Annotated in this window: 12 protein-coding genes; 4 read left to right on the forward strand and 8 right to left on the reverse strand. The window is 75.2% G+C overall.

What is annotated here, in order from left to right; all coding sequences use genetic code 11:
• Positions 1–175 precede the first annotated feature (175 nt).
• Together ACZ5FU_RS06245 and ACZ5FU_RS06250 are read right to left on the reverse strand one after the other, a co-directional pair.
• Positions 176–838, reverse strand: a complete 663-nt coding sequence (locus ACZ5FU_RS06245) for a response regulator transcription factor (RefSeq protein ID WP_037671863.1) — start codon at positions 836–838, stop codon at positions 176–178.
• A 516-nt stretch (positions 839–1,354) separates the two neighbouring features.
• Positions 1,355–2,023, reverse strand: a complete 669-nt coding sequence (locus ACZ5FU_RS06250) for a DUF3000 domain-containing protein (RefSeq protein WP_451526870.1) — start codon at positions 2,021–2,023, stop codon at positions 1,355–1,357.
• Between the two features lie 208 nt (positions 2,024–2,231).
• Here ACZ5FU_RS06250 and hemE point away from each other — a divergent pair, with 208 nt between their 5' ends.
• A complete protein-coding gene (gene hemE, locus ACZ5FU_RS06255; protein ID WP_468645683.1) occupies positions 2,232–3,299 on the forward strand; it encodes a uroporphyrinogen decarboxylase in 1,068 nt (355 codons plus the stop codon).
• A gap of 13 nt (positions 3,300–3,312) precedes the next feature.
• Here the strand turns inward: hemE and ACZ5FU_RS06260 are convergent, their stop codons facing one another.
• On the reverse strand, positions 3,313–4,119 hold the full coding sequence (locus tag ACZ5FU_RS06260; protein WP_451780018.1) for a rhomboid family intramembrane serine protease: 807 nt from the start codon (positions 4,117–4,119) through the stop codon (positions 3,313–3,315).
• A gap of 127 nt (positions 4,120–4,246) precedes the next feature.
• Between ACZ5FU_RS06260 and ACZ5FU_RS06265 the strand changes: the two genes are divergently transcribed.
• The gene (locus ACZ5FU_RS06265) at positions 4,247–4,516 is read left to right on the forward strand and encodes a hypothetical protein (RefSeq protein WP_451526873.1); all 270 of its coding nucleotides are present in this window, start codon (positions 4,247–4,249) and stop codon (positions 4,514–4,516) included.
• Between the two features lie 64 nt (positions 4,517–4,580).
• Here the strand turns inward: ACZ5FU_RS06265 and ACZ5FU_RS06270 are convergent, their stop codons facing one another.
• Together ACZ5FU_RS06270 and ACZ5FU_RS06275 are read right to left on the reverse strand one after the other, a co-directional pair.
• On the reverse strand, positions 4,581–5,993 hold the full coding sequence (locus tag ACZ5FU_RS06270; RefSeq protein WP_451526942.1) for an FAD-dependent oxidoreductase: 1,413 nt from the start codon (positions 5,991–5,993) through the stop codon (positions 4,581–4,583).
• Positions 5,994–6,402: 409 nt separating this feature from the next.
• The gene (locus ACZ5FU_RS06275) at positions 6,403–7,389 is read right to left on the reverse strand and encodes a DUF4349 domain-containing protein (RefSeq protein ID WP_451526874.1); all 987 of its coding nucleotides are present in this window, start codon (positions 7,387–7,389) and stop codon (positions 6,403–6,405) included.
• A 162-nt stretch (positions 7,390–7,551) separates the two neighbouring features.
• On the opposite strand from ACZ5FU_RS06275, the gene hemG reads away from it, so the two are divergent.
• Both hemG and hemQ read left to right on the forward strand, forming a co-directional pair.
• Complete coding sequence (hemG, locus tag ACZ5FU_RS06280) at positions 7,552–9,006, forward strand: protoporphyrinogen oxidase (RefSeq protein WP_469044891.1); 1,455 nt, start codon at positions 7,552–7,554, stop codon at positions 9,004–9,006.
• A gap of 5 nt (positions 9,007–9,011) precedes the next feature.
• On the forward strand, positions 9,012–9,743 hold the full coding sequence (gene hemQ / locus ACZ5FU_RS06285) for a hydrogen peroxide-dependent heme synthase (RefSeq protein WP_451526876.1): 732 nt from the start codon (positions 9,012–9,014) through the stop codon (positions 9,741–9,743).
• On the opposite strand, the gene ACZ5FU_RS06290 is transcribed toward hemQ, so the two are convergent.
• The 3 genes from ACZ5FU_RS06290 to ACZ5FU_RS06300 form a co-directional block, all read right to left on the reverse strand.
• Positions 9,744–11,342 carry an alpha/beta hydrolase gene (locus ACZ5FU_RS06290; RefSeq protein ID WP_469044893.1) on the reverse strand — a complete coding sequence of 533 codons (1,599 nt, stop codon included), beginning with the start codon at positions 11,340–11,342 and terminating at the stop codon, positions 9,744–9,746.
• Between the two features lie 250 nt (positions 11,343–11,592).
• Positions 11,593–12,381 (reverse strand): TIGR04222 domain-containing membrane protein, encoded by a 789-nt coding sequence (locus tag ACZ5FU_RS06295; protein ID WP_469044895.1) that lies wholly within the window; start codon positions 12,379–12,381, stop codon positions 11,593–11,595.
• Positions 12,382–12,517: 136 nt separating this feature from the next.
• The gene (locus ACZ5FU_RS06300) at positions 12,518–13,315 is read right to left on the reverse strand and encodes a DUF4142 domain-containing protein (RefSeq protein ID WP_468833115.1); all 798 of its coding nucleotides are present in this window, start codon (positions 13,313–13,315) and stop codon (positions 12,518–12,520) included.
• Between the last annotated feature and the right edge of the window lie 24 nt (positions 13,316–13,339).

Below are 13,339 nucleotides of genomic sequence, written 5' to 3' on the forward strand. Positions count from 1 at the left end.
GCGGTCGGGGTGGATCGCGGGAGATCGGCGGGGACCGACGGGGTGGAAGGAGTCGAAGGGGCGGAAGGGATCGAAGGGGGCGAAGGGGCTCGGCGGTTGTCGGCGGGGCGCGCGTCGGGACCGGGGGGATCCGCCGGCCGGCCGGGTGGCGGGGCGGGCCCTCGGTCCGCGGAGCTCAGTGGATGATGCCGGTGCGCAGCGCGACCGCGACCATCCCGGCGCGGTCGCCGGTGCCGAGCTTGCGGGCGATGCGGGCGAGGTGGCTCTTGACGGTCAGTGCGGACAGGCCCATCGAGACGCCGATCGCCTTGTTGGACTGGCCTTCGGCGACCAGGCGCAGCACCTCCACCTCGCGGCCGGACAGCTCGCGGTAGCCGCCCGGGTGGCTCGGGGCACCCGGGGGGCGGCGGTGGAGGCGGGCGGCGGCCGCGCCGATGGGGGCGGCACCGGGTCGGGTGGGGAGCCCGAGGTTGGTGCGGGTGCCGGTGACGACGTAGCCCTTGACGCCGCCGGCGAGGGCGTTGCGCACGGCGCCGATGTCGTCGGCCGCGGAGAGGGCGAGCCCGTTGGGCCAGCCCGCGGCGCGGGTCTCCGACAGGAGGGTGAGGCCGGAGCCGTCGGGGAGATGGACGTCGGCGACGCAGATGTCGCGGGGGTTGCCGATGCGGGGACGAGCCTCCGCGACGGACGAGGCCTCGATGACGTCGCGCACACCGAGCGCCCACAGATGGCGGGTGACGGTGGAACGGACGCGCGGGTCGGCCACGACCACCATGGCGGTGGGCTTGTTCGGGCGGTAGGCGACCAGGCTTGCGGGCTGCTCGAGGAGAACGGACACCAGGCCTCCTGGATGGGGGACGACGGGCGGCCGGCTCGTGGTGACGAAGCCGGGACGAACCGTGCTTTCAAGGTCACAGTCGTCTTCGGCAGCGGACGCCGGGTCCTTTAGAAAATGATCACGATCTAGTGAGTAACAATCCGTTCAATTCGGACGCGTGGTCGATCATCCGAAGATCGAGTCGGTTTGAGCGGGCGCCGTATGGGACCGAAAGTGGCCGTATCGACAAAGAGATGGTCAATCGGGGCGGCCGTTCGAGGGACTCCGCGGTTGGCGGGCCCGAACACGGTGGAGGAGTACGGCCGACGGGCCGCGACGGGGCGGTGGAACGGGGAAGAGCCGGCGCGACCGGAGTGACCGGTGGGAGCCGGGCAGGGCGAGGCAGGGAGGCCGGGCTGCGAGGGGCAGGCAGGGCGGGGCCGCGGAGGCGGGGCGCCCGGGACGGGTCAGGGGTGTGCGGGGCGGGTCAGGGGTGTGCCGGGCGGCGACGGGGCCCGTCGCCGTCGGTGCGCGCGGTCAGCGCGACTGCGGCCCCCGTCGTTGCGGCAGCGTCACCACGGACGCGTCGCCCGGACCGGCCGGCGGCAGCCCCGCGACCTGCGCCAGCAGATCGCACCAGGACGCCAGGTGCGCCGCCGTGTCCGGGACCGAGCCCAGGCCCTCGCGGGGCGTCCAGGAGGCCCGGATCTCGATCTGCGAGGACGGCGGACGTTCCGACAGGCCGCCGAAGTGGTGCGAACTCGCCCGGGTGACCGTGCCGCTCGGCTCGCCGTACGTCAGGCCGCGCGCCTGGAGCGCCCCGGTCAGCCAGGACCAGCACACGTCCGGCAGCATCGGGTCCACCGCCATCTCCTGCTCCAGCTCCGCCCGCACGAGGGTGACCAGCCGGAAGGTGCCGCGCCAGGCGTCGTGCCCGGCCGGGTCGTGCAGCAGGACCAGGCGCCCGTCGGCCAGGTCCTGGTCGCCGTCCACGACGGCCGCCTCCAGCGCGTACGCGTACGGCGCGAGGCGTCGCGGGGCCGGTGTCGGCTCGATCTCGATCTGGGGCCGCGGCCGGGCGGTCCTCAGCGCTTCGACGGCGGCCCGGAAGGGCGCCGGAGCCGCCCTGCTCCCCTCCTGGTCCTCCCCGTTCGCGTCGTCCATCCCGCCCGTACCGTCCGACAGTCGTTCCTGAGCCGCAGCCATGCCGGGAAGATTAAGGGGAACGGGAGCCTCGCGCAGGGCAAGACACCCGTGCGCCGACCTCGGACGGCTGCGCGCTGGGCGAACAGACGCGCGGACACGGGGTGTCGGCGGGCGGGCGTCCCGCGGACGGTACGGGACGGCACGGGGGCGGTACGGGGGCGGACCGCCGGTTTCCGCGGGCTTTCCGCGGCGTGGGAGACTTGCCGTCGTGAGCGCGAACGAGAGCCCCGCGGGCCGGCAGCCGACAGCGACGTACGACAGCCCCTTCATGAAGGCGTGCCGGCGGGAACCGGTGCCGCACACGCCCGTGTGGTTCATGCGCCAGGCGGGGCGCTCGCTGCCCGAGTACCGCAAGGTGCGCGAGGGCGTGCCGATGCTCGAGTCCTGCATGCGGCCCGAGCTGGTCACCGAGATCACCCTCCAGCCGGTGCGCCGGCACGGCGTGGACGCGGCGATCTACTTCAGCGACATCGTCGTCCCGCTCAAGGCGATCGGCCTCGACCTCGACATCAGGCCCGGTGTCGGCCCGGTCGTCGCGGAGCCGATCCGCACCCGCGCCGACCTCGCCCGGCTGCGCGACCTCACCCCCGAGGACGTCTCCTACGTCACCGAGGCGATCGGCCTGCTGACCCGCGAGCTGGGCTCCACCCCCCTCATCGGTTTCGCGGGCGCGCCCTTCACCCTCGCGAGCTACCTCGTCGAGGGCGGACCGTCGCGCACCTACGAGAACGCCAAGGCGATGATGTACGGCGACCCCGAGCTGTGGGCCGACCTGCTGGACCGTCTCGCGGACATCACGGCGGCCTTCCTGAAGGTGCAGATCGAGGCGGGCGCGTCGGCGGTCCAGCTGTTCGACTCGTGGGTGGGCGCCCTCGCCCCGGCCGACTACCGCCGTTCGGTGATGCCGGCCTCGGTGAAGGTCTTCGAGGCCGTCGCCGGGTATGGCGTCCCGCGCATCCACTTCGGCGTCGGCACCGGCGAACTGCTCCGGCTCATGGGCGAGGCCGGCGCGGACGTCGTCGGCGTCGACTGGCGCGTCCCGCTCGACGAGGCCGCCCGCCGGGTCGGCCCCGGCAAGGCGCTCCAGGGCAACCTCGACCCGACCGTGCTGTTCTCCTCCACCGAGGCCGTCGAGACCAAGACCCGCGAGGTGCTCGACGCCGCCGCGGACCTGGAGGGCCACGTCTTCAACCTCGGGCACGGCGTCATGCCGTCCACCGACCCGGACGCCCTGACCCGCCTCGTGGAGTACGTCCACACCCACACGGCGCGCTGACCCGCCGCCCGCGTCACCAGCCGGGCCGCGCCCTCCTGCCGAACAGCAGGCCGCGCGGCTCCGGCGGTGGCGGCGTGCCCCGCTTCAGCGGCCAGGCGAGCAGCATGCCCGCCAGGAATCCGACGACGTGCGCCGCGTACGCCACCGTGCCCGCGTCGGACACGCCCTCGCCGGAGGAGTACACGGCCTGGAGCCCGAACCAGAAGCCCAGGACCAGCCAGGCCGGCAGCCGCAGCGGCAGGAAGACCAGGAACGGCACGAGCACCCACACCCGGGCCTTCGGGTACAGCACCAGATAGGCGCCCAGTACGCCCGCGATCGCTCCCGAGGCGCCGATCAGCGGGTCGGTCGAGCCGGCGTTGACGAGCGCGAAGCCGTACGACGCCGCGTAGCCGCAGGCGAGGTAGAACAGCGCGAAGCGGACGTGGCCCATGCGGTCCTCGATGTTGTTGCCGAAGATCAGCAGGAAAAGCATGTTGCCCAGCAGGTGCAGCCAGCCGCCGTGCAGGAACATCGCGGTCAGGACGCTGAGCGCCGGGGACTTGTCGTAGCCCGGCGGCCCCAGCAGACAGCCGCCGCCGCGCACGTCCCCGGTGGGGACGAGCTGAGGGAACTGATGGTGGATCAACTCGCGCGGGACGGCCGCGTACTGCTCCAGGAACGCGTGCAGATGGCAGGTCTGCGCCAGCGTGCTGTCACCCGCCACCGAGCCGGACAGGCCCGGCATGAACAGGAACACGAAGACGTTCACGGCGATCAGCGCGTACGTCACCACGGGCGTACGGCGCGCGGGATTCACGTCATGGACGGGGATGACCACAAGGAAGTAGTGCCCCCGATCCGTTCGGTGAACCGGTGAACGCGGTTCCCCGCCGACGCGTATGAAGCGGCGACCGCCCGCGGCACCGGGAAGGCGGGCCGCGGGACACGACGTGAGGAACAGGCGAATGAACGACAGGGTGACCCCTCCGATGCACGCCACGCCCGACGGCGAGGCGGAGATCGCGCTCGTCATCCGGCTGCCCTGGGAGGACGTGGCCCGGCTCGGCCAGGAGGCGGGACGGCTGGCCGCGCAGCACCAGCGGGCGGTGACCCTCGACGAGGCCGTCAGCCACCGGCTGCGGTCCCGGCCGGCGCCGGCCGCGCACGCGAAGCCGACGGCCGAGCAGCAGCCTCCGGCGGTCTCCGCGCTGCCGAGGCTGACCGGGACCGCGTAGGCCGGGTGCGGGTGCGGGTGCGGGTGCGGGTGCGGGTGCGGGTGTGCGGGGGCGGTCGCTGTCGCTATCCCCGTGCGTCGCGCACCTTCGCGGCCGCCTTCCGCGCCGCCACCAGCACCGGGTCCCACACCGGGCTGAACGGCGGGGCGTAGCCCAGGTCCAGGGCGGTCATCTGTTCGACCGTCATGCCCGCCGTCAGGGCCACCGCCGCGATGTCGACCCGTTTGCCCGCGCCCTCCCTGCCGACGATCTGCACGCCGAGGAGGCGGCCCGTGCGGCGCTCGGCGAGCATCTTGACGGTCATGGGGGCCGCGCCGGGGTAGTAGCCGGCCCGGCTGGTGGACTCGACGGTGACCGCCTCGTACCGCAGACCCGCCCGGCGCGCGTCCTTCTCGCGCAGGCCGGTGCGGGCGATCTCCAGGTCGCACACCTTGCTGACGGCGGTGCCGACGACACCGGGGAAGGTGGCGTAGCCGCCGCCGATGTTGGTGCCGATGACCTGCCCGTGCTTGTTGGCGTGGGTGCCGAGGGGGATGTGGCGCTGCTGGCCGGAGACCAGGTCGAGGACCTCGACGCAGTCGCCGCCGGCCCAGACGTTCTCGTGGCCGCGCACCCGCATCGCCAGGTCGGTGAGGAGCCCGCCGTGGGCGCCGAGGGGCAGGCCGGCGGCCCCGGCGAGGGCGGTCTCGGGGCGGACGCCGATGCCGAGGACCACCACGTCCGCCGGGTACGCGGCGTCCGCCGTGACGACCGCCCGCACCCGGCCGTCGTCGTCGGTGAGCAGTTCGGTGACCTCGGCGTCGTTCACCATGGTGATGCCGAGGCCCTCCATGGCCCGGTGCACCAGCCGTCCCATGTCCGGGTCGAGCGTCGACATCGGCTCGCCGCCCCGGTTGACGACCGTCACCAGGTAGCCCCGTTTGACGAGCGCCTCGGCCATCTCCACGCCGATGTAACCCGCCCCGACCACCACGGCGCGCCGCCCGCGCCCGCGGGTGCGCGTCAGGGTGTCGAGCAGCTCCTGCCCGTCGTCGAGCGTCTGCACCCCGTGCACGCCCTCGGCGTCGGCCCCCGGCATGTCCGGCCGGATCGGCCGGGCCCCGGTGGCGATCACGAGGTCGTCGTACGACGTCCAGGACTCAGCCCCCGAGTCGACGTCACGCGCGCGCACCCGCTGCCGGGCGAGGTCGATCTCCGTGACCTCGGTGCGCAGGCGCAGGTCGATCCCGCGCGCGCGGTGCTCCTGCGGCGTGCGGGCGATCAGGTCGTCCCGCTCCTCGACGTCACCGCCCACCCAGTACGGGATGCCGCAGGCCGAGTAGGACGCGAAGTGGCCGCGCTCGAAGGCCACGACGTCCAGTTCCCCCGGCCCCTTCAGCCGGCGGGCCCCGGAGGCCGCCGACATGCCCGCAGCGTCGCCGCCGATCACGACCAGCCGCTTCCGCCCGGCCGCCCCGGTACGCGCGCTCTCGCTCATGCTCATGCGGACACGCTACGGGGCGGACGCCAGGGCGCTCCGCCCGCCCTCGACCCCACCGGGCCGACCGGGCCGACCGGGCCGGGGACGTGCCGGACAAGGGACCTGCCGACAAGGGACGTGCGGGGCAGGGGAGTTGCCGGACCGGGGACGACGCCGCCCCCGGGCGTCCGCGACGGCCCGACCGCGGCCCGGCCCGCCGAACGGTTCGCGGACCACCTGCGCACGGCACGCGCCGGGCCGGCGAGCCACTCGGCGGGCCGACCAGCGGGCCGACCGGTGGGACGCCGCGGACGGCGGGTGGTGCCGGGCGGGCGGCCGGGGCGGAGCCGGGCCCTGGAACGGCCCGGTCCGTCCGGTCCGCTCAGCCCCGGTCCCTTCAGCCCCGGTCGGCTCGGTCCCCGCTCCTTCAGTCCTGGTCCGCTCGGTCCGGGTCGGCCGTCCGCCGCTCGGGCTCGGCGGGGTGGGCCGGGTGGGCCGGGTGGGCCGGCCACTGGGCCGGCTCGGCCGGGCGGGCCGCCCGGCGTCGGGGGCGGAGCAGCCGCAGCCACACGAGCAGCGCCACCGCGAGCACCGCGGCGAACGGCAGCACCGCGCCGAACGCGATCGCGATCCAGCGCAGCATCGTCACGAACGCGTCCCAGCCGCCGGCCAGCGCGTCCACGAAGCCGGGGTCGTCGTCCTCGGCCACGACGCGCACCGGCTTCTCGGACAGGGTCAGCGTGATCGTGGCCATGCTGGTGCGGTCCTTCAAGGACGCCTGCTGGGCGAGCAGGGCCTCCAGGTCGGCCTCCCGGCGGCTCAGCTCGCCCTCCAGGGTGACCACGTCGCTCAGCTTCGTCGCCCGGTCCATCAGCGCGCGGACGCGGGTCACGCTGGCGCGCTGCGAGGTGATCCGGCTCTCCACGTCGACGACCTGGTCGGTGACGTCCTGGGCCTTCGCCGTGCGCTCCAGGAGTTTGCCCGCGCCCTGCAGCCCGGCCAGGACGTCGTCGTACTTCTCCACCGGCACGCGCAGGACGACGCGGGTCCGTTCGGCGCCGTCCTCGTCGCGGACGGTCGTCTCGTCGCCGACGTAGCCGCCCGCGTTCTCGGTGGTGGCGCGGGCCTGGTCGAGGGCCGCGGGCACGTCCTCGACCCGCACGGTCAGGGTGGCGGTGCGGATGACGCGATCGACGGACGGCTTCGGTGCCGCGGTCGCCCGCGACCCGCTCGCGCCCGCACCGGACTTGGCGTCCTGGGCCGGCTGCGCCACGCCGGCCTCCGGGCCGGCCGCCTTGTCGGAGCTGCTGCCGGCCCCCGTGTCGTTCGCGCCGCACCCGGTGAGGGCGACGGCGGCGGCGAGCAGGACGCCCGCCAGGGCGTGGACCGGTCGTACGGAACGTCGTGTGCGCATGTGGGCGTACCCCCCGAGGGTTCGGCGACGGCTGACGGTCCTTCGACGCCGGGGCGGGGCAGGGCGTTCGGCCGCGACGGTCCCGAAGCGGTCACGGTCGGGACTCGGTGGGGCCACATGGCCCTGGCCGGAGCGCCGGTGGGGTCTGAGAGAGTGGGGAGCATGAGCGCAACGGGTACGAGCACGGGGCACGTCGTCGTGGTGGGAGCCGGGATCGCCGGCCTGGCGGCCGCCCACCGGCTGCTGGAGCGCGGTGCGCGCGTCACCGTGCTGGAGGCGTCCGAACGGGTCGGCGGCAAGCTCCTGCCGGGCGAGATCGCGGGCGTCCGGGTGGACCTGGGCGCCGAGTCGATGCTCGCCCGCCGCCCCGAGGCGGTCGCCCTCGCGCGCGCGGTGGGCCTCGGTGAGCGGCTCCGGCCGCCGGCCACCGCCACCGCCTCCGTCTGGACCCGCGGCGCCCTGCGGCCCATGCCCAAGGGCCACGTCATGGGCGTCCCCGGCACCGCCGCCGCGCTCGCCGGCCTCCTCTCCGACGAGGGCCTCGCCCGGATCGACCGGGACGCCGACCTGCCCCGCACGGAGGTCGGCGAGGACGTGGCCGTCGGGGAGTACGTGGCGGCCCGCCTGGGCCGCGAGGTCGTCGACCGCCTGGTGGAGCCGCTCCTCGGCGGGGTCTACGCCGGCGACGCCTACCGCATCTCGATGCGCTCGGCCGTCCCGCAGCTGTTCGAGGCCGCGCGCACCCACCGCTCGCTGACGGAGGCCGTCCGCGACATCCAGGCGAAGGCCGCCGCCCACCAGCGGACCGGACCGGTGTTCATGGGCGTCGAGGGCGGCGTCGGCTCGCTGCCGTCCGCGGTGGCCGCGTCCGTCGGGGCGCGCGGCGGCGAGATCCTCACCCGCACGCCGGTGAGCGCCCTGCGCCGCGACCCGGCCGGCGGCTGGCGCGTCACCGCCGGCGACCGCGTCCTGCACGCCGACGGCGTCGTCGTCGCCGCCCCCGCGCCCGTCGCCGCCGCCCTGCTCGCCGCCGAGTCCCCCGGGGCCGCCGCCGAACTGCGCACCGTCGAGTACGCCTCGATGGCCCTGGTCACCCTCGCCTTCCGCCGCTCCGCGGCCGCCCTGCCCGACGGCAGCGGTTTCCTCGTCCCGCCCGTCGACGGCCGCACCGTCAAGGCGTCCACGTTCGCCTCGCAGAAGTGGGGCTGGATCGCCGACCAGGACCCGGACGTGACCGTGCTGCGCACCTCCGTCGGGCGGTACGGCGAGACGGAGATCCTGGAGCGCTCCGACGCCGAACTCGTCGACGTCTCGCGGCACGACCTGAAGGCCGCCGTCGGCCTGGACGCCATGCCCCTCGAGACCCGCGTCACCCGCTGGACGGACGGCCTGCCCCAGTACCCCGTGGGCCACCACGCGCGCGTGGCCCGCGTCCGCGAGCACCTCGCGAAGCTGCCCGGCCTCGCGGTGTGCGGCGCGCCCTACGACGGTGTGGGCATCCCCGCCTGCATCGCGAGCGCGTACGCGGCGGCCGACGGGATCGGCGGCGACGAGAGCGGTGCGCGCGAGCTGACGGCCAACCCCGTGCAAAGTCTGCACGGCGGAGCGGGAGAATGAGAACCATGAGTGACGACGCCCCCACCACCGAGCCCGGCAGGATCCCGAACAAGGGCAAGCTGGCCAAGGACCTCAACGAGGTCATCCGCTACACGCTGTGGTCCGTCTTCAGGCTGAAGGACACCCTCCCCGAGGACCGCACCGGTTACGCCGACGAGGTCCAGGAGCTGTTCGACCAGCTCGCCGCCAAGGACGTCACGGTCCGCGGCACCTACGACCTGTCCGGCCTGCGCGCCGACGCGGACCTGATGATCTGGTGGCACGCCGAGACCAGCGACCAGCTCCAGGAGGCGTACAACCTCTTCCGCCGCACCCGGCTGGGCCGCGCCCTGGAGCCGGTCTGGTCGAACATGGCGCTGCACCGCCCCGCCGAGTTCAACCGCTCGCACATCCCGGCGTTCCTCGCCGACGAGACGCCGCGCGACTACATCAGCGTCTACCCGTTCGTGCGCAGTTACGACTGGTACCTGCTGCCCGACGAGGACCGCCGCCGCATGCTCGCCGACCACGGCAAGATGGCCCGCGGCTACCCGGACGTCCGCGCCAACACGGTCGCCTCGTTCTCCCTCGGCGACTACGAGTGGATCCTCGCCTTCGAGGCCGACGAGCTGTACCGCATCGTCGACCTCATGCGTCACCTGCGCGCCTCCGAGGCCCGGCTGCACGTCCGCGAGGAGGTCCCGTTCTACACGGGCCGTCGCAAGGACGTCGCCGAACTGGTCGCGGGCCTCGCCTGATCAGCGCGCCGGCCGGGCGGCGGCCGCCTTCCCGGCGGGGCCGCCCGGCCGGGGTTCCGCGCGCGGGGCGCAGGCCGCGTGCCGGGAGGGCAGCCGCCCCTGGAGCAGGTAGGCCTCCAGGTGGCCGTTGACGCAGGGGTTCGGCCCGCCCGCGATGCCGTGGGTGCCGGCGTCCCGCTCCGTCACCAGCACCGAGCCCGTCAGCCGACGGTGCAGCTCAAGGGCTCCGTCGTAGGGCGTCGCGGCGTCCCGTTCGGCCGCCAGGATCAGCGTCGGGGGCAGCTCACCGGGCCCGGTCCGCACGTCCGGCGGGCTCTGCCGGGGCGCCGGCCAGTACGCGCACGGCAGGTTCGCCCACACGTTGTCCCAGGTCTCGAAGGGCGCCGACCGCGCGAGCCGCGTGTTGTCCCGGTCCCACACCCGGAAGTCCGTCGGCCACGGCCCGTCGTTGCACTCCACGGCCGTGTAGACGGCGTTCGCGTTCTCCGCCTCCGCCGCGGCCTCCGGGACCGGCGCGGCCAGCGCGACCAGCGGCCCCTGATCGCCCTTCAGGTACGCCGACAGCGCCTCGGCGCGCGACGGCCAGCGGCCGTCGTCGTACCCGGCCTGCAGGAACGCGCCCTGCAACTGGGCGGGCCCCACCGTGCCGCCGGCCGGCTCGGCGGCCAGGCGCGTCCGCGCCCGCTCGTAACCGCGCAGCACCGCCTGCGGGGTGGTGCCCAGCCCGTACACCCGGTCGTGCCTCGCGACCCACTCCCGGAAGTCCTCCCAGCGGCTCTCGAACGCCGCCGACTGGCCGAGGTTGTTGCGGTACCAGATCCGCGCCGGGTCCGGGTTCACCGCCGAGTCGAACACCATCCGCCGTACGTGCGAGGGGAACAGCGTCGCGTACAGCGCACCGAAGTAGGTGCCGTACGACGCCCCCAGGAACGTCAGCCTTTCCTCGCCCAGCGCGGCCCGCAGGACGTCCAGGTCACGGGCGTTGTTCAGCGAGTTGTAGTGCCGCAGCGCACGGCCCGCGCGTTGCGCGCAGCCGCGCGCGTACGCCTTCGCCCGCGCGACCCGCTCCCGCTTGTACGCCGGTGAGGGGTGCGTCGGCGCCGGGGCGGGCCCCTCGAAGAAGGCCTTCGGGTCCTCGCAGGACAGCGGGGCCGAGCGGCCGACCCCGCGCGGGTCGTACCCCACCAGGTCGTAGGCGGCGCCCAGGCGCTTCCACCGGGGAACCGTGCCGACCAGCGGGAAGTTCAGCCCCGAGGCGCCCGGCCCGCCCGGGTTGAAGACCAGCGCGCCCTGCCGGGGCACGCGGTGCTTCCTGTGGTGCGGGTCGCGGTGGGTGGCCCGGACCCGGCTGACGGTCAGCCGGAGCTGCTCGCCGTCCGGCCGCGCGTAGTCGAGCGGCACGCTGACGGTGCCGCACTCCGCGCCGGCCGGCAGGCCCGGTACGCCGGAACAGGCGCCGAAGTCGATTCCCGCCGCCGCGGCCCGCCCGGCGGCGAGCACGACCCCGGGGACGGTGTTCGGGGTCCCGCCCGCGGGGACGGCGGAAAGCACGGTCAGGAGCACGGCTCCGGTGACCGACTGGAGGGCGGCGGCTCTCATCGCGTGTCCCTTCGTGGCGCGGCAGCGGCAGAAGGGATGCTTCGTCCACCCGCCGACGAAGGCAAGCACCGCACGGGGGTGTCGCCGCCGATGCCCCTCGTGCGCCCCCCGGAGACCGGACGCGCCGGGGCGGACGAGGTCCGGCACGCGCCGGGGACGCGCCGGTGGTGGGGGCGGGGCCGGACCGGCCGGCGGGGGCAGGGGCGTCCAGTGGGGGTGGGGGGCGGCGGCCGGGCGCGGGCCGGGTGTCTCAGTCGCTCCCGCGGGTCCCGTGGCCGGCGTCGCGGTGGGCGAACGCCGCCCGCAGGTGCGGTTCGGACACCGCCCGGAGGCCGTGCACGGCCACGGAGGCCAGACGGGCGCGGTCGTCGGACGAGGCCGCGGGGCCGCGGGTCAGGGCGGTCAACAGGTGCTGTCCCGCCGGGGACGCCCAGCGCGAGTACGGGTACGCCTCGATCCGGGCGAGGACCAGGCAGCTCAGGGTGAGGGCGAGGGGGAGCCCGAACCAGGCGGCGACGAGGACGCGCGGCACGTCCGAGGGGGCCGGCATCAGCAGCGCGGCCGTACCGAGCGCCAGGACGGCCAGGGCGGCACCCCGCACCTGCCGGACGCCCGCCGCCACCGTCGTACCGGCGCCCTCGGGCACCGCGAGGCCCGCGCCGGCGAGGCGGTCGGCGAGCCGGCGGACCGCGTCGGCGGCCGCGGCGGCGGCCCGCACCGGGGCCACCCTGGACTGTCCCGAGGGGCCGATGGCTCCTATGACGGACCGTTCCATCTCGTCGCGCCCGTGCGGGTCCACCACCGTGGCCCAGCCGGTGTGGGCCAGCAGCAGCCGTCGCTGCCGGGCCATGGACACCAGCGTCAGCTCGGCGACCCGGGCGGGACCACCGGAGAGGAACGCCGCCTCGTAGAGCGTCAGGTCGTGTCCGGGGGGCCCGCCCGGGTCGACGGAGGCCGTACGGACGGCGGCCAGGCACAGCCGGGTGCACGCGACACCGGCGACGACCCAGGCCAACAGCAGGAGAAGGACCCAGAACATGCCGCAGTTCTATGCCGGACGCGCCGGGGAACGCCATGCCCTGTTCACCATCCGGACCCGGGCCGGGCTCCGGTCCGTGCGGCGTGCGGCGTGCGCGTGTGGCGTGCGGCGTTCCGTCCGACCTCGCCGGGACCGGTCAGGAACCGCCGGGCGGCGGCGGGCCGGTCGCGGCCGGCGGGAGCGGACGGCCCGACGGCACGGACGGCGCGGACGGCGCGAGCGGTACGACCGTTCCCGGGTCGGCGACCGGACCGGCCGGAGCGGGGGAGCGGGTGACCGGCGGGGTGCCGCCCGCCGCCAGGTCCCGGGCGAGGCCGGCGAAGTCGACGCGGCCGGTGGCCTCCAGGACCTTGATGTGGTCCAGGACCGTGGCGTTGGCGTCGTCGGCGAGGTTGCGCACCAGCGCGTTCTGGGTGCCCGCCCGTACCTGCGCGACGAGGGAGAACACCCGGCCGTGCGCGAGCCGCAGAATGTTGGCGAACTCCCGGTCGAAGTCCTCGCCCCGCGCCGCGTCCAGCTCCTCCAGCCACCCCTGCTGCTGCTCGGTGGGCTCGTCGGGCAGGGCGAGCCCGAGCTGCGCGGCCGCGGTGCGCACCCGCTCGTCCAGGAAGGCGTGCCCCTCGACGAGGTGCCGTCCCGCCGTCCGCACGGCCTCGGTCGTGCCCTTGGCCTGTGCCTGCCGGCCCGCCGGCAGCTCCCACAGCCCGGCCAGCCGCACCTTGGTGACGAAGTCCCGGTCGAGCCCGGACAGCGGCCCGTACTGCGTCGCCACGGTCTCCGCGTTCAGCACGTCGACGCCGGCGCCCGGCCGGTCCTCGTAGGACCAGAGCGGGAAGACCAGCGCGACGAGCGTCGCGGCCAGGCCGACGACGATGAGCCCGGTGCCGCTGAAGATGCCTCTGCCCTTGATCGGGGGGCGGGGTCGGGGTCGCATGGTGCCTCCTGCTCACGGCACCGC

The sequence above is a fragment of the Streptomyces sp. NPDC031554 genome, assembly GCF_055580685.1.

Coding starts and splice junctions, on each gene's coding strand:
- ACZ5FU_RS06250 (WP_451526870.1), bottom strand. CDS start 2,023: ATGGCTGCGGCTCAGGAACGACTGTCGGACGGTACGGGCGGGATGGAC.
- ACZ5FU_RS06265 (WP_451526873.1), top strand. CDS start 4,247: ATGAACGACAGGGTGACCCCTCCGATGCACGCCACGCCCGACGGCGAG.
- ACZ5FU_RS06270 (WP_451526942.1), bottom strand. CDS start 5,993: ATGAGCGAGAGCGCGCGTACCGGGGCGGCCGGGCGGAAGCGGCTGGTC.
- ACZ5FU_RS06275 (WP_451526874.1), bottom strand. CDS start 7,389: ATGCGCACACGACGTTCCGTACGACCGGTCCACGCCCTGGCGGGCGTC.
- hemG (WP_469044891.1), top strand. CDS start 7,552: ATGAGCGCAACGGGTACGAGCACGGGGCACGTCGTCGTGGTGGGAGCC.
- hemQ (WP_451526876.1), top strand. CDS start 9,012: ATGAGTGACGACGCCCCCACCACCGAGCCCGGCAGGATCCCGAACAAG.
- ACZ5FU_RS06290 (WP_469044893.1), bottom strand. CDS start 11,342: ATGAGAGCCGCCGCCCTCCAGTCGGTCACCGGAGCCGTGCTCCTGACC.
- ACZ5FU_RS06295 (WP_469044895.1), bottom strand. CDS start 12,381: ATGTTCTGGGTCCTTCTCCTGCTGTTGGCCTGGGTCGTCGCCGGTGTC.
- ACZ5FU_RS06300 (WP_468833115.1), bottom strand. CDS start 13,315: ATGCGACCCCGACCCCGCCCCCCGATCAAGGGCAGAGGCATCTTCAGC.